General features: G+C 55.6%; 14 protein-coding genes. 9 read left to right on the plus strand and 5 right to left on the minus strand.

The window, feature by feature from the left end:
• Window positions 1–69 precede the first annotated feature (69 nt).
• Both U1A53_RS17735 and U1A53_RS17740 read left to right on the plus strand, forming a co-directional pair.
• Window positions 70–693: a polysaccharide biosynthesis/export family protein gene (locus U1A53_RS17735; RefSeq protein ID WP_322283030.1), complete on the plus strand. Its 624-nt coding sequence runs from the start codon at window positions 70–72 to the stop codon at window positions 691–693.
• Window positions 694–698: 5 nt separating this feature from the next.
• Entirely contained in the window at window positions 699–2,936 is a 2,238-nt protein-coding gene (locus U1A53_RS17740; protein ID WP_322283032.1) for a polysaccharide biosynthesis tyrosine autokinase, read from the plus strand.
• A 113-nt stretch (window positions 2,937–3,049) separates the two neighbouring features.
• Here the strand turns inward: U1A53_RS17740 and U1A53_RS17745 are convergent, their stop codons facing one another.
• Window positions 3,050–3,727, minus strand: a complete 678-nt coding sequence (locus tag U1A53_RS17745; protein ID WP_322283033.1) for a response regulator transcription factor — start codon at window positions 3,725–3,727, stop codon at window positions 3,050–3,052.
• A gap of 748 nt (window positions 3,728–4,475) precedes the next feature.
• Between U1A53_RS17745 and U1A53_RS17750 the strand changes: the two genes are divergently transcribed.
• The 3 genes from U1A53_RS17750 (at window position 4,476) to xrtU (ending at window position 7,554) form a co-directional block, all read left to right on the plus strand.
• Entirely contained in the window at window positions 4,476–5,114 is a 639-nt protein-coding gene (locus U1A53_RS17750) for a response regulator transcription factor (RefSeq protein WP_322283035.1), read from the plus strand.
• An 81-nt stretch (window positions 5,115–5,195) separates the two neighbouring features.
• Window positions 5,196–5,921: a choice-of-anchor E domain-containing protein gene (locus tag U1A53_RS17755; RefSeq protein ID WP_322283037.1), complete on the plus strand. Its 726-nt coding sequence runs from the start codon at window positions 5,196–5,198 to the stop codon at window positions 5,919–5,921.
• A 43-nt stretch (window positions 5,922–5,964) separates the two neighbouring features.
• Window positions 5,965–7,554 carry an exosortase U gene (xrtU, locus tag U1A53_RS17760; RefSeq protein ID WP_322283039.1) on the plus strand — a complete coding sequence of 530 codons (1,590 nt, stop codon included), beginning with the start codon at window positions 5,965–5,967 and terminating at the stop codon, window positions 7,552–7,554.
• A 128-nt stretch (window positions 7,555–7,682) separates the two neighbouring features.
• Here the strand turns inward: xrtU and U1A53_RS17765 are convergent, their stop codons facing one another.
• Window positions 7,683–7,988, minus strand: a complete 306-nt coding sequence (locus U1A53_RS17765; protein WP_322283041.1) for a hypothetical protein — start codon at window positions 7,986–7,988, stop codon at window positions 7,683–7,685.
• A 3-nt stretch (window positions 7,989–7,991) separates the two neighbouring features.
• On the opposite strand from U1A53_RS17765, the gene U1A53_RS17770 reads away from it, so the two are divergent.
• The gene (locus U1A53_RS17770) at window positions 7,992–9,020 is read left to right on the plus strand and encodes a hypothetical protein (protein WP_322283042.1); all 1,029 of its coding nucleotides are present in this window, start codon (window positions 7,992–7,994) and stop codon (window positions 9,018–9,020) included.
• A 25-nt stretch (window positions 9,021–9,045) separates the two neighbouring features.
• Here U1A53_RS17770 and U1A53_RS17775 read toward each other — a convergent pair whose 3' ends face one another.
• A complete protein-coding gene (locus U1A53_RS17775; protein ID WP_322283044.1) occupies window positions 9,046–10,221 on the minus strand; it encodes a response regulator in 1,176 nt (391 codons plus the stop codon).
• A 139-nt stretch (window positions 10,222–10,360) separates the two neighbouring features.
• Here U1A53_RS17775 and U1A53_RS17780 point away from each other — a divergent pair, with 139 nt between their 5' ends.
• Window positions 10,361–10,822, plus strand: a complete 462-nt coding sequence (locus U1A53_RS17780) for a response regulator transcription factor (protein ID WP_322283045.1) — start codon at window positions 10,361–10,363, stop codon at window positions 10,820–10,822.
• Between the two features lie 31 nt (window positions 10,823–10,853).
• Window positions 10,854–14,993 carry a PAS domain-containing protein gene (locus U1A53_RS17785; RefSeq protein WP_322283046.1) on the plus strand — a complete coding sequence of 1,380 codons (4,140 nt, stop codon included), beginning with the start codon at window positions 10,854–10,856 and terminating at the stop codon, window positions 14,991–14,993.
• 11 nt (window positions 14,994–15,004) lie between these two features.
• Here U1A53_RS17785 and U1A53_RS17790 read toward each other — a convergent pair whose 3' ends face one another.
• Together U1A53_RS17790 and U1A53_RS17795 are read right to left on the minus strand one after the other, a co-directional pair.
• Window positions 15,005–19,003 (minus strand): PAS domain S-box protein, encoded by a 3,999-nt coding sequence (locus tag U1A53_RS17790; RefSeq protein WP_322283047.1) that lies wholly within the window; start codon window positions 19,001–19,003, stop codon window positions 15,005–15,007.
• A gap of 184 nt (window positions 19,004–19,187) precedes the next feature.
• A complete protein-coding gene (locus U1A53_RS17795) occupies window positions 19,188–20,984 on the minus strand; it encodes a response regulator (RefSeq protein ID WP_322283048.1) in 1,797 nt (598 codons plus the stop codon).
• Window positions 20,985–21,196: 212 nt separating this feature from the next.
• Here U1A53_RS17795 and U1A53_RS17800 point away from each other — a divergent pair, with 212 nt between their 5' ends.
• Window positions 21,197–21,904, plus strand: a complete 708-nt coding sequence (locus U1A53_RS17800) for a hypothetical protein (protein WP_322283050.1) — start codon at window positions 21,197–21,199, stop codon at window positions 21,902–21,904.
• Window positions 21,905–21,909: the final 5 nt, after the last annotated feature.

The raw sequence follows: 21,909 nt of genomic DNA on the forward strand, positions 1-21,909 counted from the left end.
TTTCTCATCATTTCATTTATCCTCGCGATCACACTTATGAATCGATCTCCCATCACCAAACTCGTCTGCATGCGTGGCATCTGCTTCGTGTTCTGCTGCTTTGGCTTGAACATGAAGCTGCATGCGCAACAAACGGCCGCGGGTTCAATGAGCACGGCGGGTGCTGAAGCGCTTTCGAAAAGCAGTGTTTCACCTGACTACCAGATTCGTGAAGGAGACATGGTGCAGGTTTCGGTATTTGATGAACCTGAGCTCGCCGCAGGCGGCAGGGTGCGGAAGGATGGAACCATCCAGTGTCCTATGATCGGCTCGGTTAAGATCCAGGGACTCAGCCAGTCGGCTGCCGCCAGATTGATTGAGGAGGCATATCGGAAGGATTATCTGGTGCATCCAGAGGTGAACTTGTTCATCTCCCAGTTCTCTGTGCAACGCATCACGATTCTGGGGCAGGTGCAGCGGCCAGGCGCGCATGAGCTTCCTGCGGAAAAAGATCTCACCATCCTGCAAGTGCTGGGTATGGCAGGAGGGCCAACCCGCATCGCCAATCTCAAAAAGGTCCTCGTGAAACGAGTCGAGGGCGGCCAGGAGCGTGTTTACAAAGTGGACGTCAACAGCATGGCGTCCGGGAATCAAACCATGATGTTTTATGTCCGTGAGGACGACGTCATCACCGTGCCGGAAAGCTTCTTTTAATCACCATGCAACTTGCCACTTTACCCACGCTTCAGTCGTCCATGGAGGCGCTGCCACGTCTGGAAAATGACTCCGAGGCATCTTCTTCGTTTCTGAACCCGGCACAGATGATGGATGGCATGCGCCGCCATTGCTGGATCCCGATCACCCTGTCCATTTTTGGAATGATCCTGGGTTATGCCTATTTCAAACGCCAAAAACCGGTGTACGAAGCGACGAGCGTCGCCCAGTTTGGCTCGGAGCAGAATTCCCTGCTGAGCATGAACGGGATGAACGCACCTGGTCTTGGCGACGAAAAATCCATCAACACTCTCATCCAGGCCGCAAAAAGCCGCGAGGTGGTCGGACGCGTGATCACGGAGTTGAACCTGACACAATTGCCTGCTTTCTCAGGCGGACATGCGGCTGGCTCCAAAGAGGCACGGGAAAATGCGATCTCCCTGGTGAGTTCCATGATCCGCATCTCCCTACGTAAGGACACTCGGCTGATTGACTTCAATGTGACCGGGGCTGACCCGGAACTCGTGGCGTCCTTGTCCAGCCAGGCGGTACTCAGCCTCGTGGCGGAGCTGGAAGATCAAAAGAGCAAAACCATGCAGGGGGCCATCCAGTCCTTGGTGGCGGAAGGACAGCGTTTGCAGGACAAGCTGAAGAAGTCAGAGATCGCCATGCATGACTACAAGCGGTCGAATCAAGCCATCTCGCTTGATGAGCGCAAGGATCTCGTGCTCACAAAGCTGAAGGAACTAGGCACAGAGCTGAATCATCAGTCCAAAGAACGCCTGACACTCGAAACTCACCTTCAAGCATGCAGGGAGGAAAAGCTGCCACGCGATCAATTGCTCAACCTGCCGACCATCGCCAGCCACCCCAAGGTATCAGGGATTCTCTCGCAGATTGGCAGTCAGAAGGCGACATTGGCTGTGCTGGCCGAGCGCTACAAGCCCAAGCATCCGAAGTACGAGGCTGTCGAGGCGGTGATCAGCAATCTGGAACAGCAACTCACCTCTATCCTGGCTGATGCCGTCAATTTGCTACAGTCCAGTTGTGAAAACGCGCAGGAGCTGGAACGCAAACTTCAGGAGCAGCTCAAGAAGCAGGAGTCCGAGGCGCTCGACCTCGAGCACCTCGCTGTTCAATACAATGTGCTGAAGCGTGAGATGGAGTCCGACCAGGCGGTCTATGAATCTGTGCTCACGCGCATCAAGCAGGTGGACGTTTCCAAAGGCATGGAAACGCCGCCGATCTGGGTCCATCAACTGGCCATGGTGCCTGGTGAGCCGATGTCTCCCAATGCTAAAAAGCTGGTGGGCAGTTCCACGGCCGGGGGCTTCATGCTGGGCCTGGCCATCATCGGCCTCATTGTCATGCAGGACCGCTCGATCCGCACTGTGGACGACGCGCGTGAGAAGCTGCGGGTTCCAGTGCTGGGCATGATCGCCAATCTGCACCAGCACATCGACTCCGCGCAGCACGGGAAGCATGCTGCCAGCCACGAACATGAACTTACGCCTGTGTTGAAAGAGCACAAGAATGTCGCAGAAAGCTTCCGCGAGTTTCGTGCGATCATCGCCAGGATGGCCAGAAGTCAGCAGACCTGCCATATGATCGTCAGCGCCGTCCCAGATGAGGGTAAAACCTTTGTTTCCACCCATTTGGCTGTCAGTCTTGCCAGCCAGGGACTGCGCACGTTGTTGATAGACATGGACTTGCGTCGATCCCAACTAGCCCAGGTTTTCGGGATTGCAGAAAACCGCAAAGGTGTTGTCGATCTGCTGCTTGAAGAAGCGACATTTGACGAGGTCTGCCTCAGTGGAGGGATCGCTCACCTCGCAATCATGGCGGCAGGCCGACGTGTTGCCAACCCTGCGGAACTGCTGTCCACCTGTGGGGTTGAGAGACTTCGTGAAATGGCTTTTCAAGCAGGGTTTGATCGCATTGTCATCGACACTGCACCGCTGATCCCTGTGAACGACACGTTGGAACTCGGTCATCTGGCAGACAGCACCTTCCTGGTGGTCCGGTGTAACCGGACACCATCGGACATCGTGCAGGAGGCCATTCGCAAGCTTCAACAAACCGGCATTCCGCTTACCGGTCTGGTTTTGAACCGGCTCAAGCAGCGTTCCCGCAGTTACAACTACTACTATCACAGGTCGTATTACAATACGATGGAGGCGGAGGAAACCGCTCCGCTGCGCCCTAGTACACGGGGTTTGAATGCGCCTGCGCAAGAGCAGTGAGTCATTCTGCCTGCTGAAATAGCGGGTTCTTCTCTTCATCAAAGAACAAAAAAGCCGCGGCCGCATTCATGAATGCGGCCGCGGCTTTTTTATCGGTATGTCGCTTTGGTTGGCTATGCGGCCAGGGGAGCCTGCCCGCTTCCAGACAAGAGGCCATGCTCGACACAGTAGCGGGCGATTTTCGCAACTGAATTGATGCCGGTTTTCTTCCAGATGTTGTGTTTGTGAACTGAGACGGTTTTGGCGGAAAGACTCAGATCCAGCGAAATGATCTTCAGGCTCTTGCCGTGGGCGAGTTGGAGGAAAATCTCGAACTCTCGATCACTCAGCACTTTGTGAAGTTCTTTGCCCCCCATGGGGAGCCGAACAGCATTTTCAGCGAAGGACTGCGCGACACTGCGTGAGAGGTATTTTTTCCCGAGCAGGGCGTAATTGATCGCGTTGACGATTTCACTCGGCGGTGAGTCTTTGGCGACGTAGCCGCAAGCTCCGGCTTTCAAGGCGCGTTCGATCCACAATGCCTGGAGGTGCATGCTGACGATGATGCAGGCGGGGGACGGCACGGCTGATGAGAAATCCGCCAGGAGAGTCAGCCCTGAACAGTCAGACATTTCGAGGTCGAGGAGCACCACGTCCATGCTCTGCCTGGATGCCTGCTCACGTGCCTTTTCTGCGCTCGTCACGACAGTGATTTCGAAATCCTTGAACATCATGCGCAAATACTGGCCCAAGGTCTCGGCAAACATGGCGTGGTCATCAACGATTAAGATTTTCTTGGGAGTAGGAATCATCGTTTATGGGAGTGTTTGAGTGGGGGTATTGAGAGTGCTGACAGACACTGTGACTGCTATGGCCATGTATATTTATATGGGAAATATTATTTTACAGCTAAATTAAGATTTATTTCTTTAGGCTGAAAAGCGACACGACTAAGCCAGTTCTTAAACGGAGATCCTCAATATCTGAGGAAATGCGTAAAACAGGCACTCTTGCCGGAGTGCCAATTTTTTGCTCTGTTCAAACAGTGTATGCAAATTACCGCCATGGCTCTAAGCCACCACGTGGCCTGCGTCCCTTGAGTCATTACCGCCTAAACCTATGCTTAGCTCATTCCAAGCGTGAACTTTAATGAACCACAACAGCCACAGTTGTTAAATTGAAACTGCTCGATCTCCCATATTTTTAATTCTTTGCATCCACATTTTGGAAGCGCGGATAAAAACGGGCGGTGAAAGGCATACAACCGTGACGACTCTGCAACAACCATCGAAACCGGAACTGGCCTCAGTTTCCTGCCTTCCGCATCACATTCCACCCTCCAACTGGAAAACGGACCAAATTCATCACATCACGCATGGTGATTGGAACGCTTTTGCGGACAGCCGCTCCGCAGCGAGAAGTTTTTCGTCGATCCCCCTGTCGTTATCTCAACCGTGGGGTTTTCTCCCGCTTTTTCAGCCACCGCCCCCCTGAGCTGCCGCTCAATTCGTGATGTCGTCACAAAGAGAATGTGAAGGCAGGCGACCAATCATAACCGCCATGAACATGTCAAATTGTGTGTTGTTTCACCCGAGCGAGATCACTCGCTCGAGCTGGGGGCTCTTGCTGAAGGACATCCTGCCTGAATGCGAAACGAGCGAGGCATCCAGCGTGGAAGAAGTTCGCATGTTCGCGCAGCACGACGTGGTGGATGTGGTGATGATGGAGTTCCATCCTTGTGATGTCGATCACGGCCTGGAGGCATTGAAGTCTGTGATTGCCCTGGCAGGTGGCAGGCACGTGATGCTAATTTGTGGTACGCCTGCGCATGTTACGGCGCGAACGGCGATGCAGGCCGGTGCCAGCGTGTTTATTGGCAGCAATGAATCTATCGAAGAACTAAAGCGTGCCATGCATGCGGCACTGCAAGGCGTGCCTTATATGTCGAGCGAACTCGCGTCTGTGCTGGCCCGGTCAGCCGTGCCGCCGCGTGGTTCCCACGAGGAAGAAGATGCTTCTCAATGCGCCCTCTCGACGCGAGAGGAGGAGGTGTTAAACATGCTTGTTTCCGGATTGCGCCCCAGTCAGGTGGCAAACCGGCTCGGATTAAGCATGAAGACAATTTCGAGCCACAAGCGCAATGCGTTGGGCAAGCTGGGAGTGACAAGCATTCTGGATGCGGTGCGGCTTTGGGTTTGAAATCACAAGTGTCAGGCCGACCGAGCCATAAGGCTTCACTTACTATTAGTAGTTTGTTTGTTTCTTTCTTTTGTCGATTGTATGGCTGATATGAAAAAGATTTCGATTCTAACAATGCTCCTTCTTACCACTGCTCTTACTTCTCGGGCAGAGGTCATCGTTCAAACTGTCGATTTCGGCACGATCACTGGGGACACGCAGTTGTATTTTTCCCAGTTTAACACCGCTCTTGGCACTTTGACGGATGTGACGCTGTCCTGGACAGTCAATTCCAGCATCTCCACTGCTTCAATCACCAATCAAAACACTGGGACGGTGACTGTGACCCGCATTACGTTCACCAACACCGTTGAGGGGTATGTTCCCTCCATTGGCACAGATGGCGACTTGGTGGCGGAAGTGTTGAAAAGCAAGTCTCACACCCCGCCAGGCGGCACGGTGACGCTTACGCAAGGTCAGTCCTACACGGTCAACAACATCGTCTTCAGCGGTTTTACCCAGGAGGATAACTATACTTCGGCGGATGCGAACTTTGACTCGTTCAAAGGCACGGGAGATGTCCCTTTGTATCTCGCAAACACCTTTGGGGCCACTCCCACGGCATCGGGCTCCGGCAGCACCACCTCCTGGCTGACGAGCATCACCGGCAGCAGCACCGGCAGCCTTGAAGTGACCTATACATACTCAGCTACTATCGCGCCGGTGCCGGAACCGCCGTCTATCATTCTCGGCTGTGGCGGCCTGCTGTTCATGACAGCCTTCGCCTTCAAGCAACGCCGGAAGTCCGCCACGTCGGCGCTGGCCTGATTCATCAACCAATACATCAACCTCTCACCATTCCCGCTGCGCTTTGAGCCATTCATCACAGGCAGGAAACAGATTCATGTGGTTGATGATATTGGCCTCGTCAGTGGTCTGCCTGCTCTTTTCTCTGCATGAGATTTGGGTGCGTCATCCGGCTCTGCATTTTTTCCCCCTTCCACTCGTGGCATGGGTGTGGCTTGCAGTGCGGGATGGCATGCTGCCGGACGTGTTTAACCCGTGTCATCCATCTGCGTTCAAATGGCTGGCCATAGGCCATCTGGTGTTGGCACTGGCATCTTTTTTTCTGGTTTCGCCGGTTTTGGCGGGCCTTGCTATTTTCTTGGCGTCGATGGCCATTGTCGCAGCCAGGAGGGCACCTGCCAAGAACGAGGCTCCCGCATGGTCGCTTCCTGCACTATCCCTGTTCCTGATTCCTCCCCCCATGATGTTGGATCAGGATCTGCATCAGGTTCTCGCCGGACTCGCGGCCAGGTTAAGCCAGGGCTGGCTGGATGCCATGCAGGTGTTGCATGTCGTGCAGGGAACCATCGTTGCAACGCCGGAGAAGCGATTCTTCGTCGACGACGCATGTAGCGGTACGAATTCCATGCTTGTCGCCATCTGCGTGGCTTTGATTGTTTGCAGCATGAACAGAAGATCATGGGCGCATGCCTCTGCCCTGCTTGTGACAGCGGGATTGATCTCCGTGACATCGAATGTTCTGCGCATCTGCCTCGTCATTGGTGGTTTGCATTTTTGGGGGATGGAACTCGATAAGGGCTGGATACACGGGGCTGTAGGACTGGCCTTCTTTCTGCTGGACTTGGCGCTGGTGTGGAGCGCGGATCATGGCTGGCACTTCATCCTGAACGGCTTTCCGGAAGCGGCCAGACCAGCGCCCTGGGGTGCGGCTGTTATTCCCGTGCCTGCTGTTGCGAATCATTGGTACAGTCGTCTTAGCATGGCCGTGGCGATCATTGGAACAGTGGTGCTTGCCGGTCCTGAAATTTTGGCGCGTTGTCAGCCCGCTGCTGTTGTTGCGGTCACGGCTGGGGGGCAGGCAGGCCTCGCGGAGTTTCATTTGCCTGGAGAGTTGTCTGGCTGGGTTCGTGAAGGCGAAAAGCCCATCGAAGACTCGGTCATCGGCAAGCTTGGTGTGCGCAACCAGGTGTGGCGTTATCGTAAAGGAGGCTTGGAGGCGTTTGTAGCGGTGAACTTCCCCTTCCTGGGTTTTCATGACACACGGCTTTGCTACACCGGCCAGGGCTGGCAGTTTCAAAAGCAGGTGGATGGAGCGTTGCCTGGTGAGAAGGAAAACACCGTGCGTTTTCTGGAAATGAACCAGCCCACCGAAATGACCCGGGCGCACCTTTGGTTAAGCGTGTTTGATGAACATGGCATCGCCCAAAAGTTCACGTCTGAGAATCCACTGGACCGCGTGGCGGAACGACTGCTGTCACGCTGGACTAGTCCCGGGCCTGTCTCGACCACTTATGTGCTGCAAATTTTGACGATTGAGCCGGAAGCGGAGAATCGGGAGCAAAAAGCGTTCACCGAACTGCTCGCCGGGGCGCGCAACTCCTTGGCCGAGGCCATTTCAAACCACAACCTTCATGCTGGAAAGGAGAGCGAATGATCGAAAACCTCATTCACGAAACACGGTTCCGCCTCACCACCATGCTGGATGAGCGCAGACCGCTGGACGGCCTCATCGGCTTGCCCGCTTTCCTTGCCCTGAGCCTGCTGGCTTTCATGTTTCTAAACTCACGCAACGGCACCGACCGTGAGCATTTGGACAGATTGGAAAGAGAGGCGCAAACCCATCTCGACAAAGGACGCTTCGTCGAAGCCCGCATCGCGGCCATGCGAATGACTCAGGAGGGTGAGCAGAGCCAGAAGGCTGTCTTGATCGAAGCAAAGGCGCTTCGTGGCATGGGCAGGGAGATGGATGCCGTTCGTCTGCTCTCCCGTGTGGCCCCCATCGACCGTCCCGGCCACGCTCCTGCTCATGTGATGCAGGCCGCGATTCTTCTCACACAGAAAACTCCCGATGTTCAGGCGGCGCACCATCACATGAACAACGCCCTCCTCAGCGATCCATCCAATCAAGATGCGCTGGAACTGGCCGCACGATTCGCCGCCGGTCAACGAGACTGGAAAACGGCATTGCTTCATTTGGACAAGCTGAACATGGAAAAGCGGGCTGACCTCATGCTCATGAAGGCCACGGCGCTCCAATTCTCTGGCCTGGAGGACGAAGCGGTTAAATTCGCTCGCAAAGCAGAAGCCGCCCTGCGTGTCATGCAGAAATCGGTGACCTCCGGTGCAGACCAGATACGTTTTTCCATCGCCGTCAGCCTCAGCTTGCAGCGCCAGTTTGAGAAGGCTGTTCAATGGATGCTCGACAGCGGCAAAGGCAGCCCCACGAAGGAAGAGCGCCAGGTGATCGGAGGCATCTATCTTTCCTGGAGCAGGCATCTTAAAGAACAGCCTCCAGCAGATAGGATGAAAGTGCTGGAACTGCTGGAGAGGGGGATGCAGCTCAGTCCGGACAGCCAGGATCTCATCATGGCCTTCCTCAATGACTGCGACGAACTGCCCATCAGTGGGGAAGAACGGCACCAGCATGTCGCGCGGGTTCTCAACGGCGGCGGCATTGCCACGTCATTCATGCATTACTATTGCGGCGTTCAGGAGTGGAAGAAGGGCGATAAAGAGGCCGCGCGCTCCCACTTCGAGCTGGCCAGCTCGCTCAACCCAGGTTTTGGCGTCATCAGCAACAATCTCGCGATGGCGATCTCCTCGGTGTCGGACAACAAGGACGATCTTGAAAAGGCCCTCACAATGATGAACGAACTGGTAAAGCTGGAGCCTGAAAATCCTTTCTTCCTCGACACGCGGGGCCATGTTCTTGCCAAACTGGGGCAGATCAAGGAAGCCGTGCGTGATCTGGAACGTTCGCTGCTGAAAACGCGGAACAAAAAACCAGCGCACGTGCTGCTGATCGAGCTTTACCAGAATTTGGGCATGCCAGATATGGCGGCCCAGCATCAGTCCATGATGCTTGCGGAGCAGAACTCGGCCAAGCCAGTATTGAAATGAAACGTGCCAAAGCTTGGCTGGCCTGTCAGGGTCTATGAGGTTGGATAAAATCGGCGATAATGAGATTCAGTTCCTTGACCCCAAAAGGCTTGTTGAGATAGGCGGTGGCACCTGCGGCCAGGCACTTTTCTTTGTCGGCTTCACCAGCATGACCGGAGAGGCTGACGATGGTGATGTTGCGAATTTTTGGGTCGGAAGACTCGCGGATTTGCCGGATGGCATGCAATCCGTCCACAACCGGCATGCGCACATCCATCAGAATGAGGTCTGGCCGGAGAGTGAAGGCCTGATGAACGGCTTCGCGGCCATCCCGGGCGGTGATGACGTGGAAACCGAGGCTCTCGAGGTAGTTGCGGGTGACGGTGATGAGTGCTGGTTGGTCGTCGGCGATCAGAATGGTGGGCGAGTGGGACGATGCTGCATGCGGCGTCTCATCCGCAGGGAAGCACTCGGGCGGGCTCTGCTCGTGACTGGGCTCCGTCGATGGCAGAATGCTCAGTGGCAGGTGGATGGACATGCTGACAACATGTTCGGCTGTCTCGCGCACGGTGAAGGTGCCTTCCTGGAGTTGCACCAGTTTTTGCAGCAAGGCCATGCCGATGGGCTTCACCTTTCTCAGTCGGCGGAGGAGAGGCGAGTGCCTGGCGTCTTCCTCATTCGCTGATGGATGGAGTGTGGCGCTGGACGTCTGGCTGGAACTGCTGTGAGTTTGAAGATGCAGTCCTCCATTGCTGGCAGCGATGCAAAGTCGCACCCGGCCTCCGATGGGGATGGATAAAATGGCTGCGGAGAGAAGCTCGGAGATCAACTGCTGAAGCCTGCGGGCATCAGCCATGACTCTAAGGTTTTGCGGGTGAATCTCGCTGACTATATGGGCGGACCGCGAGCGTGCCAGTTCGGCCACCAGTTTCATGCTGCTCGCACTATTTTCATTCACAAGGCATGCGGTGGGGGCCAGAGACGACGAGCCTGTTTCGAGTCTGCGGAGATCCATCACATCCGCGACGAGATGGAGCATGTGTCGTGCGCTTGCTTGGACGGCGGTCAACGCGGTCTTCTGCGCGCTTTCCAGAGGCCCATAGACACCCTCCATGAGGGTTTCTGCATGGGCGATGATGCTGGCAAGAGGGTTGCGGAGCTCATGCCCCATGCTGGTGAGAAACTCGTTCTTTTCAGAGGCAGAGCCGTCCACGGCGGGCATGTCTGTCGTCAAGGTGCTATGCTGCGAAGCCTTAGGAAAATCTAAATCGTTATTCATTATCATGCTTCCGCGCATCAAGCGCCAGATTTGCTGTATGTTATCGGAGTTTCAGGCACAATCAGAATCATAAAGAGCATTTATGCAGCAGGCAAATTGGCATTCCAATCGTTCGGGAGAATCCAGGGTGATCCTGCTGGTGGAGGATCATGACATCTATCGTGAGGTGGTGCGTGCGGCCTTGGGCAAATACCTGCCCGACTTTGAGATGGTGGAGGCGGGGAGTGTGGCATCGGCCCTCCCGATTCTGCAGTCGCACAAGGTTGATGTGATGGTCATCGACATGACGCTGCCGGACGGATCTGCGGTTGATTTAGTGGAACAGGCCCGGTGCTTCATCGAGCAGGGTGTGAAGGTGATTGTGTTCAGCAGTCATTCGACCGCCGACATGCTGCCGGTCCTGAGCCGCCGTGATGTGCATGGCTATGTCTCGAAGGAGCAGGGCCTGAAGATGCTGTCAGAGGTGATTTTGGAGACTTGCAGTGGGGAAATGCCTGAGAGGATGGGATTGGCGGAACGGGAGCCGGCCCTGCGAATGACTTGACCCTCCATCTGATTCATTATCCATTTAAACCATGACGACGGCCGCCGCCATTGATGCTCTGGACCTGGAGGTGCGAGACGAGTGGTTTCGCAGCGTCTTCGAATGCCTCAACGATGCTGTCTTTATCCATGACATTGTCACAGGTACGATTCTAGAGGTCAACCAGCGTGCCTGTGAGTTGTACGGCTCAGTACCGGAGGAATTGCGGGCGCTTTCAGTGGCGGCGCTCAGCGCCAATACTCCTCCTTACACCCAGGATGAGGCGTTGTACTGGATGCGTAAGTCGATTGAAGAAGGGCCGCAGCTTTTTGAGTGGCAGGCGCGTGCGCTCTCTGGACGGGTGTTCTGGGTGGAGGTGAACATGCGCAAGGCAGACATCCTCGGGAAAGAGCGGCTGGTGGTCACCGTGCGCGATATTTCGAAGCGCAAGCATGCCGAGAACGAACTGCGGCGCAGCGAGGAACGCTTCCGGACCGTACTCGGCAACTCCAAGGATCCGGTGTACTGCTTGAGCCTTCCCTCGCTGACTTATGATTACATCAGTCCTGCGGTGGAGCAGGTGCTCGGATTCAGCATGGAGGAGTGCATCGCTGGCGGGATACGGTTCATCATTTCGAGGATTCATCCTGAGGATTATCAGTTGAAGCGCGACCGTCTGGAAAAACTGATGGAGCGCGATCTGAACGGGGATTTCCAAGCGGTGCTGGAATATCGGTTTCAGCACAAGAACCAAGGCTACCGCTGGATCAGCGACAATCGTTCCATCGTCAGGGACAACGAGGGCAAACCGGTGGCAATTATCGGCAATCTGCGGGATTTCACGGCACGGCGGGAGCAGGAGGAGGCGCTTCAGCAGCAGGCCCATGCCGCGCTGTTGTTCCATCTGGAAAACACTTCACTGGCGTTGGTGGAGTGTGATACGAGCAGCCGTATTTGCAGATGGTCACCGCAGGCGGAAAAAATCTTTGGATGGAAAGCCGATGAGGTCATGGGAAATCACCACAGTGACTGGGATTTCATTCATCCGGATGATCTGTCGCGGGTGGAGGCGACACTGCGCCGGCTGCTGGACCGGTCCGAAGCACGCAACACCTGCATCAATCGAAATTTCAGCCGTGATGGGCGGGTGATTGTGTGTGAGTGGCACAATTCCGTCCTGCTGAACGAACAGGGTGAGATTGAATCCATTCTATCGCTGGCCTCCGACATCACCGTGGAGAAGAAAGTCGAAGAGGCGCTTCGCGCGATGGCGGAAGGTGTGGACTCGCGCAGTGGAGAGACATTTTTCCAATCGCTCTGCCTGCAAATGGCGCGCACTTTGGAGGCCCGATATGCGCAGGTGGCGATGGTCCTCCCCGAACGCGACCGGATGGTGCGGACGCTGGGCTTTTGTGCGGATGGCAAGGTGCAGGGCAACATCACCTATTCACTGGTGGGAACGCCATGTTACAATGTGCCGAGCGGTGAGATTTGTTATTATGACGATGATGTGCGGCAGCATTTCCCGGATGACCGGATGCTCCAGGAAATGGGTGTTAACTGCTACATGGGCATGCCGTTGCATGCCGCAGACGGGCGCGTGATTGGCATGATAGCTGTGTTCAGCGACCATGCGCTGGACCACCGGGAGCGTCTCCAGGCCATGTTCCAGCTCTTTGCGGTGCGTGCGGCGGCGGAGATGGAGCGCCATCAGGCGGAACTGGCCCTGCGGAAAAGCGAGGAACGCTATGTGCTGGCGGCCAGGGGTTCCACCGGAGGAGTCTGGGATTGGGACATTCGCACCGGCGGGGTTTATTACTCCCCGCGCTTTCGTGAACTGCTTGGTTACAACCAAGATGAGTTTCCCAGCTTGTTTTTCGCCTGGGAGCAGAAAATGCATCCGGATGACCTTCCTCTTTTGCGCGCGGCGTTGGAGAGCCACCTGGAAAAGCATGAGGTGTTCTGTGTTGAGTACCGCATTCAGGTGAAGTCGGGAGATTACCGCTGGTTTGAGGCCAGGGGACAGGCCCTGTGGGACGAGCATGGCGAGCCTTACCGGATGGCGGGTTCCGCGCTCGACATTCACGAGCGCAAGCTGGACGAACAACGACTGCTGCGCTTGAACCGGCTGTATGCGATGTCCAGCAGCATCAATGAGGCGATTGTCCGTATTCGCGAGCCACAGCAGCTTTACGAGGCGGCAGTGCGCATTGCTGTGGAGGAGGGCAACATGCGAATGGCCTGGATCGGTCTGCACGTTGAGGCCACGGCAGATTTGAAACCGGTGGCCTGTGCCGGCGAGTATCAAGGCTATCTTGAAGGACTCGTTATCAGCATACGGGAGGATGAACCTGCAGGGTGTGGTCCGGCTGGACGTGCCTTCCGCGACGGTGTGCATGCGATTTCCAATGACATCGAAAGCGATGAGACGTTTTTCTATCGCGAGAGAGCCCTGCAGCGCGGGTTTCACTCCTGTGCCGCCTTTCCGCTGAAACTTGGCGGCAAGCCGGTGGGAGTGCTGCTGATCTATGCGGATGTGGCTGATTATTTCCAGGAGGACGAGATCCGCGTGCTTTGCGCTCTGGCGGACGACCTTTCATTTGCCTTGGAAACGGCGGCCAAAGAGCAGGAACGTCAACGGGCCATCGAGGCGTTGCGTGAAAATGAGCGCATGATTTCAACGCTCATGGGCAATCTGCCCGGAGCGGCCTATCGATCGCAAATTGATGAAAAATGGACGCTGGAGTTCATCAGCGAAGGCTGTCACGAACTCACTGGCTACGAGCCAGAGGCGTTCGCGGGCAAAGGCGAGGTGTTTTTTGGTGATTTGATCCATCCGGATGACCGGCGTCATGTGCACAAGGCGGTGGAGGATGCCGTCGCTGCTGGAAATCGCTTTGAGGTGACCTACCGCATTCGTACGGCAGAAGGGTTGGTGAAGTGGATCTGGGAGCGCGGACAGGGCATCCCGTCTGAAGATGGCAGGATGGAATACATCGAGGGTTTCATGACCGATGTGACCGAAAAACGCCGCATGGAATCGCAGTTCCTGCGCGCGCAACGCATGGAGAGCATCGGCACGCTCGCGGGAGGTGTGGCGCATGATTTGAACAACGTGCTCACGCCGATCCTGATGTCGCTCACGATCCTGCGCATGAAGCTGGCTCAGCCGCGTGATGTCGAGCTGCTGAACGCCATGGAGAACAGTGCGAACCGCGGCGCGGACATGGTGAAGCAGATTTTGAGTTTTGCGCGTGGTGTCGAGGGCCGCAGTCTGCTGCTGAGGCCCAAAGATGTGATCCAGGAGATGGAACAGCTCATTCATGAAACCTTCCCCAAATCCATCCGGTGCAGTATTGCCTGCGCAGAGGAGGCGTGGAATGTGGAGGGTGATCCCACGCAGCTCCATCAGGTGCTGCTCAATCTCAGCGTCAACGCCCGGGATGCCATGCCTGAAGGCGGTGAACTGGGCATTTCCGCAGGCAATGTCGTGGTGGATGAACAGTTTGCCAGCATGCATCCTGATGCGCAGCCGGGGCCCCATGTGGTGTTTGAAGTGCGGGACACCGGCATGGGCATTCCCCCCGAGGTGCGGGATCGTATTTTCGATCCGTTCTTCACCACCAAGGAAATGGGCAAGGGCACCGGGTTGGGCCTGTCCACCACGCTGGGCATCGTCAAATCACATCATGGGTTCATTGATCTCACCAGCCGGGTGGGGAAGGGGAGCGTGTTCCGCATTTATCTGCCCGCAAAGACTGCCGTGGAGAATCCTCCAGCACGGCCGGTTGAGTCCCCGCGGCGACTAGGACAAGGAGAACTCATTCTCGTCGTGGATGATGAAGCGGCTATTCTTACCGCGACCAGGCACACGTTGGAAGCATTCGGATATCAGGTGGCCACGGCATGCGATGGCACGGATGCCATCGCCACATTCCTGAAGAGCGAAGACAAACCCGTGGCAGTCATCACCGACATGATGATGCCCAACATGGATGGGCCGGCGCTGATCCAGGCGCTGCTCAAAATCCAGCCTGGACTGCCGGTCATCGGAGCGAGCGGACTTAACCATCAAATGCAGGCGCAGGTGAACAGCTTGGGAGTGAGGCACTTCCTGCGCAAACCATACAACGCCGATGCCCTGCTAGATGCGCTCGGCGAGGTGCTGAAGCAGTCACGTATGAGGGGCTGACACGATCACGTTCACTTTTCACCCAGAACGTGCTGCAATGACCGTAAAATGGTTTCAGCAGTGTAAGGCTTGGGCAGGAAGTGTTTCACACCCGCTCCGGCCGCCTTTGCGATGCTGCCATTGGAGGTGATGCCGCTGGCAGCGATGATGCGAACTTGGGGATTCATTTTCATCAGCACCTGAATGGTGGTGGAACCGTCCATGACCGGCATCATCATGTCTGTCAAAACTGCGGCGATTTCGTTTTGATGTTTTGAGTAGAGTGTCACTGCCTCCGCTCCATCTGCTGCTAGCAGCACACGATAATTGTATGCCTCAAGCGTTTGACGCGTGATCTCACGCACAGACGCCTCATCATCGACGAGGAGAATGAGATCGTGATTGCCGCGCGGCAGGGGCCTCTCCTCGACGACCGGCAGTTCCACGACGGATACTGGCTGCGCCGGAAGATAAACATTAAAACGGGAGCCGTGCCCCGGCTCGCTGTAAACGCGGATGAATCCGCCATGGCTCTTCACGATGGCCAGCGAAGTGGACAGGCCCAGACCGGTGCCCTTGCCGGGCCCCTTGGTGGTGAAGAAGGGGTCAAAGATTTTATGGAGGACTTCGCGAGTGATGCCCACACCATCATCTTCGACACTGATCAAGATGTGCGGTCCTTCACGGGCCTCGATGTTCATGGCGGCGTACTGCGTGTCGATCATGAGATTATCCACGCTGATCGTGAGGGTGCCCCCGGCTGGCATGGCATCCCGGGCATTGACACAAAGATTGAGCAGCACTTGATGGATTTGCGTGGGATCGCCTGAGACGGTCCAGCTTTCGGGCAACTCCTGCATGCGGAGATGGATGTTTTTTGGGAAGGTGTCTCTGACGATGCGTGCCAGGTCTTGCATGAGGCGGCTGATCTGCACGGGCATCTTCTGCCCTTCCACTCCTCGTGCAAAAGACAGCACCTGGTTGAGCATTTCCGCTCCACGGCTCGCACTGCTGGCGATCGTGCCGAGCGTTTCCCGGCAGGCAGGATCCGAGATGCGCAGTTTGAGCAGATCCACCGACATCATGATCGGGGTGAGGACGTTGTTGAGGTCATGAGCGATGCCACCCGCCAGCGTGCCAATGCTTTCCATGCGCTGGGAGCGGAGAATCTGATCTTCCAGCCGCTTTTTCTCTGTGATGTTTGTGTTGATGGCCAGGATGCATTTGGGACGGCCCGCAGCATCGCGGACGAGAGTCCAGCGTCCTTCCACAATCAGTTGCTCGCCTGCCTTGGTCATCTGCTGGATCTCGCCAGTCCATTCGCCGTTAGCGAGCACACGGGCGGTTATTTCTCTGAACTGCGCATCATCGTTGTAGAGCAGCTCGGACACCTTGTGTCCAACGGCCTCCTCGGCGGTCCAGCCGTAGAGATTCTCGGCGCTTTTATTCCAATAAGTGATGTTGTGGTCAAGGTCACGCACCAGAATGGCATCATTCGCCTTGTCGAGCAGTGAAGCCTGCTGGCGCAGCATCTCTTCGATCTGCCGGCGCTCCCATTGGGCGAGCACGAGGGAGATGAAATTAGCCAGTGACACGGCGAAACTTTGTTCTTCAGGTGCCCATGACCGCAGCGGGCCTACATGCTCATGACAGAGCACTCCAGCCAGAACGCCACCCACATGAAGCGGGGTGTCCAGCATGGAGGTGATGCCCAAGGGGGCGAGATAGTTGTCGGTGAATTCACTGGTGCGCGGGTCACAGCGCGCATCGTCTGCCGAGATCACTTCATTCTGCTTCAAGGCGCTGAAGTAGGCGGGATAATCGCCGCCACGCAGTTCAAGCCCCGAGGAATGACGTCCAAAAGACGTCTCATACAACTCCTGGCATACGATGGCGCTTCGATTTTGGTCAAACCGCCAGATGCTGACACGCGCCACCTCCATGGCATTTGCGATTTCTTCCGTGATTAAACGAAACGCCTCATCCAAATCAACAGCCTGCATCACACCACCACGCATCAGCCGAGCCAGCGCGGCTCGCTGCTTTTCATAGCGCAAATTGCTCTTCCACAGGCGGGTTTCGGCCTCTTTACGTGCGGTGATGTCGCGTTGGATGGCCACAAAATGATGTGGTTTGCCTCCTGGGGCCGTGATCGGTACGATGTCAATCTCCACACAAAAGGAAGAGCCGTCCTTCTTGTGATTGATGAGTTCCTCCTTGACGGGGCGTCCCTTGGCAAGCGCAACGCGGATGCGATCAAGCGCAGCACAATCCGAGTCCGGCCCTTGCAGGAAGCGGGGGCTGCGGCCGATCGTTTCCTGCCGCGTGTAGCCGGTGTGCGCAGTGAAGGCATCATTCACAAAGACGATGCGCGGACCGGGTTCTCGAAGGGGCTCAGCCTCGGTGATCAGCACGACATCGTTAAGATGCGCAACGCAGGTTTCAAGCAGCCGGAGCTGCTCTTGATTGCGGCGTGCCTCAGTGATGTCCTTGCAGAGAACGACCATGTTCAGCGCTGCCCCGGAATCATCACGAATGATGGAAACACTGTTTTCCACCCAGGCAACATCTCCGTTTTTGCAGAGATAGCGCTTTTCAACAATGAAGTCGTTGATCTCCCCGGCGATCAACTGCTGGTTCAACTCCTGCTTGCGCGCCACATCGTCAGGGTGCGTGATGGAGACAAAGGATTTCCCGATCATCTCGTCCTCCTCATAGCCGGTGATGCGGCAGTACTGCTTGTTGATGTGGAGGATGCCCCCGTTCATGTCCGTGATGGCAAACCCCACGCTGGCATTCGCGAAAGCACGACGGAAACGCGCCTCGCTGGTCTTGAGCGCCTCCTCGGCCAGTTTACGATCCGTGATGTCATGCGCCGTGCCCACCATTTTCAATGGCCGCCCGGTGCTCTCATCCCGGAACAACTGGGCATCCTCGTGGATATGACGGACCTCGCCGTTTGGCAGGATGATCCGGTGGTCGATCGAATATCGACCTTGGGTGCGGATGGCTTCGCTGACGGCCTGCTGGATCATTTCCCGATCATCCGGATGAACGGCACGGAAGAAGTTGTCGTTGGTGGCTTCGATTCCGCCCACCTCATGGCCGAAGATGCGGAAGATCTCGTCAGACCAATGCAGAGTGTTGTTGTTCAGATCCTCCAGGTCGGACAATTCAAACTCCCAACTGCCGAAACGTGAAATCCGCTGAGCTGCCGACATGGTGGCCTCACTCTGGCGTAGTTGTTCTTCAACTTTCTTCCGTTCGGAAATATCCTGGGTGACGCTGAGCACCGAGATCACTTTTCCGTTCGAATCGTGCAGGGGAACGGAATGCGTCTCAACCCAGATCAACCTGCCTTTGGTGCTGATCACGCGGAAAGTTTGCTGCCCTGCCTCACCCGCACACACCTGTTGATGAAGCAGGAGAAAAGCTTCCCGGTCATCTGGATGCACCAGATCGGCGACGTGCCGCCCTTCCACCTGGGCCAGCGATCCGGCTTCGATGATTTTCAAGCCGGCAGGGTTCATTTCCCGCAGCCTTCCTTCGAGATCCACGACTTTCACGCACTCCGGCTCGTAATCAATGATCGCCCGCAGTTGCTCCTCGCTTTTGCGCAATTTCTGTTCGGCCTGCTTGCGCGTGGTGATGTCGATGCAGGTGATGAGCGCGCCTTCGATGTCATGAACTGACAGCGGAACGATGGAAGTTTCAATCCAGAGACTCCCGGTGGAAACCGGCAGGCATGATTCGATGCGAATACCTCCCGACTGACGGTCCAAAACTTTCCTGAGGGCACTCGCCCATCTGTCGGAGCCTTCCAGCAAGGCTCCGCACTTCCCAGCAAAAAAAACAAAGCAGTCACCGCCGTTTTCAGGCATTGGCAAATCACGATCTTCCGGTGTTTGGAAAGGATTCCACTCACCGTTCACCGCCTGAATGATGCCATGCGCATCCACCAGAATGACCAGGTGCCGTGGAAGGTCTTGTTCCCGCGCTTTCGACAAAGAATCAGATGCATCGGGCTTCATGGCTGGTCGTTTTAGTTTAGCACTAAAACACCGTTCAAGGCGGCATGCCAGCAGTCTCTCTTCCGCAGTGACTGTGAGAGCATGCCATCCCGATGATGTTACTCGTGCGGATGAAAACGGAGCAGATAAAAGCTTTACTGCTCGGAAGCGCAAGCGTGGTTTCGTCCGGATAAGCCGGCAGGAATTACAGTCTTGCTGGGCGCAGCAGGGCCTGGCCCACAATATTGAGCAGTTCCACCATGCCGAAAGGCTTGGGAAGAAAGTTTTCTCCAGCCTTCAGTTCCTTCGCATTGTTCAGGCTGGTCGGCGAATACCCGCACGTGAAGATGACCGGGAGTGTGGGATCTTCGGTGGAAAGGGCTTTTTCCAGATCAAACCCGCTGACTCCACCAGGCAGCTTGACGTCAATGATCGCCAGTTTGATGACGGATGAATTGCTGCGCCATTGCGTCCAGGCTTCATTGGCATCGGCGGCAGTGAGAACTTTGTGTCCCTGGCTGGTGAGTACGTATTCCATCACCTGGCGTACAGAATCTTCGTCATCGACGATCAGAATGGTCGAGGCTTCATCCTCAGAGGAGGTGTCCAGGAGTTTTTTATCCGGCGTGGCGGGTGTCTGGATGGCTCCGCTGGCAACCGGCAGACAGATTGAAAACTCGGTGCCGACCTCTGGCACGCTGCTGACATTGATCCATCCGTGCTGAAGACGGACCAATCCTTGGACAAGGATCAAGGAGATGTCTGCGCCGCCGTCTTGACCGGGTGACAGTTGGGATGCATCAAACAACCGTGAGAGTTCGACAGGATTCATGCCTTTTCCCGTGTCAGAGAAAATCATGGCCACATAGTCTCCTGGTGTTGCGTCAGGATGCACCTGGCATGCTGTCTTGACGTCGGGAATGGCAAACGGCCTGGTTTGAACCATCAACCTGCCGCCCGCTGGCATGGAGTCGCGGGCGTGGATGAGAAGGTTGAAAATAATCTGCTCCAAGGATGCCAGATCTGCCATGACGCACGGCAAATCGGGCGTGTGACTGATCTGTATGCTGATTTGCTCTCCCAAGGCCCGCTGCAGCAATGCTGCCTGCGCATCAATGATCTGCCCCAGATGCAGCGGCGCTGGTTGCAGGTATTCGCGTCGATTGAATGTCACAAACTGCGCGGTGACTCCAGCCGCACGTTGCGTGGCGACGAGAAGTTCCTTCAGAGTGGATGGCACGTTGGAATTTCCTTCATGGGCCAGAGTTACTTCCAGATGGCCTTGGATGACGGTGAGGTAGTTGTTAAAAAAATGAGCCATCGCATCAGCGAAACGGCCGGTAGATTCCAAGCGCTGATTCCGGCACAACTTGTCCTCCAGTTGCTTGCGATGATCCTGCTCAAGCCTGAGCCGGTTGCTGACATCTTCGAAGCGAGTGGTCACCTCCAGAAGCTGGGCGTTCAGGCTGAGATTGCGGTGGGAAGTCTGATGCTCGGCACCATGTTTGCTCGTGAGCGTGCGGATGAGCTGGGTGATCTCGAAGGGAACAAGCCTGAACTTGAGCACCAAGAGCCGATGATTGGATCCCAGCTCGATAGGGATTTGTTCAAACGACTCCAGTTGGGACACTGCATGAAGCACCACGTGCAAGTCTCGCTGGATCTGCCACATACGTTTAATGATCTGCCGGTAGTCTTTACCATAAAACAGGCGGCCATCCATGATCACCAGCGAAAATGGCTTATGTGCCTGCACCGCAGATTCAACCAAAGTCAGTGCTTCTTTCTCGTTCATTGAGCAGACCACATCAGGTGGTGAGACATCTGGTCTGGCTTGATTGGTTTGCTTTGCCGTGGCCAGGGGGGCGGAGGAAGTTCCGCTGTGATCCATGTTCTGTAGAGCGTGAGAAATGCGCAGATCTTCTTTGATCGTTCGCTCTTCACTCACAATCAGAATCCGACTGCAAGTGGCTAGGTTAGGCTGAATGGTATTTAGATACATGCTTCCGAACGTAGCCGCAAATTGTTATAAATTTAATAAAATTAGGTTCAATTTGAAGGTGTTCTGTTATCAAAAGGGTGTTTTGTAAATACGGAGGCGGAGCGTTCTTAAAATAATCAACCTAAATAATAAATGAACATTTAGATGCTGGCGGCTCTAATCTGTGGTGCTCTAAATGTAGTTTCATCCTCTGGACTAAATATTTAGAACGCATGCAATCCACCGCCTCAGATCTGGAAAAAAACTCAGCTGCGATGCTGCTGCAAGCGCTGAGCTGTCTGCTGAAGGAAGATGATGCTCATCGCGTCGATTTCGCTCAGTTGCTTCACAAGGATGTGGCCGGAAGCTTGGTGGCTTGTTCATCGCTCGGGGAAATGATGAGGCACGAACTGGCCCACGGGGGGGATGCTGTCAGCCTTGGCAGGCTGCTATCCAGCCTGGATTCTACTTTGCGGCAGGTGCTTCAACTGGTGCGTGATTTGACGGAAGGACAGCTTCCACCGGTTTTAAAAGCCTTCGGTCTGAATGTGGCGCTGCAGCAGCTTGTGCGAAACATCGGCGAAAATTTTGCCGGATCACTGGTTCTTCACATCAACGGTGATGAGCCGCAGTTTGAACTGGCCAGTCGGCTCAACCTGTATCGGATCATCCAGGCCATGCTAAAACATTGCGTGCGTTATGCGAACACCTCCTGGGTGGAGGTGACCTGCCGTGCCTCCCCTGAGAAGCTGGAAATCACCATCGATCACGATGGTGGTGACAGTATCTGGAAAGAGACCGGCGTCGGGTCAGAAATGGCCATTATTGAGGCTAGGTGTCTGCTACTTGGGTCACGCATGCAGGTCATGCGTGCCGGCCCGGGCGGCAGTTCGCGCGTTTCACTGATCGCGTTTCCATCACCGGCCCGGGTGACATCGTGATTTCA

The sequence above is a fragment of the Prosthecobacter sp. genome (assembly GCF_034366625.1).
Taxonomy (GTDB): Bacteria; Verrucomicrobiota; Verrucomicrobiia; order Verrucomicrobiales; family Verrucomicrobiaceae; genus Prosthecobacter.

Bases quoted from the DNA above. Each gene is read 5' to 3' on its own strand.
- U1A53_RS17740 (WP_322283032.1), top strand. From the start codon at position 699: ATGCAACTTGCCACTTTACCCACGCTTCAGTCGTCCATGGAGGCGCTG.
- U1A53_RS17735 (WP_322283030.1), top strand. From the start codon at position 70: ATGCGTGGCATCTGCTTCGTGTTCTGCTGCTTTGGCTTGAACATGAAG.
- U1A53_RS17790 (WP_322283047.1), bottom strand. From the start codon at position 19,003: ATGAAGCCCGATGCATCTGATTCTTTGTCGAAAGCGCGGGAACAAGAC.
- U1A53_RS17755 (WP_322283037.1), top strand. From the start codon at position 5,196: ATGGCTGATATGAAAAAGATTTCGATTCTAACAATGCTCCTTCTTACC.
- U1A53_RS17765 (WP_322283041.1), bottom strand. From the start codon at position 7,988: ATGGTGCGCCGCCTGAACATCGGGAGTTTTCTGTGTGAGAAGAATCGC.
- U1A53_RS17800 (WP_322283050.1), top strand. From the start codon at position 21,197: ATGCAATCCACCGCCTCAGATCTGGAAAAAAACTCAGCTGCGATGCTG.
- U1A53_RS17775 (WP_322283044.1), bottom strand. From the start codon at position 10,221: ATGCCCGCCGTGGACGGCTCTGCCTCTGAAAAGAACGAGTTTCTCACC.
- U1A53_RS17780 (WP_322283045.1), top strand. From the start codon at position 10,361: ATGCAGCAGGCAAATTGGCATTCCAATCGTTCGGGAGAATCCAGGGTG.
- U1A53_RS17745 (WP_322283033.1), bottom strand. From the start codon at position 3,727: ATGATTCCTACTCCCAAGAAAATCTTAATCGTTGATGACCACGCCATG.
- U1A53_RS17750 (WP_322283035.1), top strand. From the start codon at position 4,476: ATGAACATGTCAAATTGTGTGTTGTTTCACCCGAGCGAGATCACTCGC.
- U1A53_RS17795 (WP_322283048.1), bottom strand. From the start codon at position 20,984: ATGTATCTAAATACCATTCAGCCTAACCTAGCCACTTGCAGTCGGATT.
- U1A53_RS17785 (WP_322283046.1), top strand. From the start codon at position 10,854: ATGACGACGGCCGCCGCCATTGATGCTCTGGACCTGGAGGTGCGAGAC.
- U1A53_RS17770 (WP_322283042.1), top strand. From the start codon at position 7,992: ATGAACAACGCCCTCCTCAGCGATCCATCCAATCAAGATGCGCTGGAA.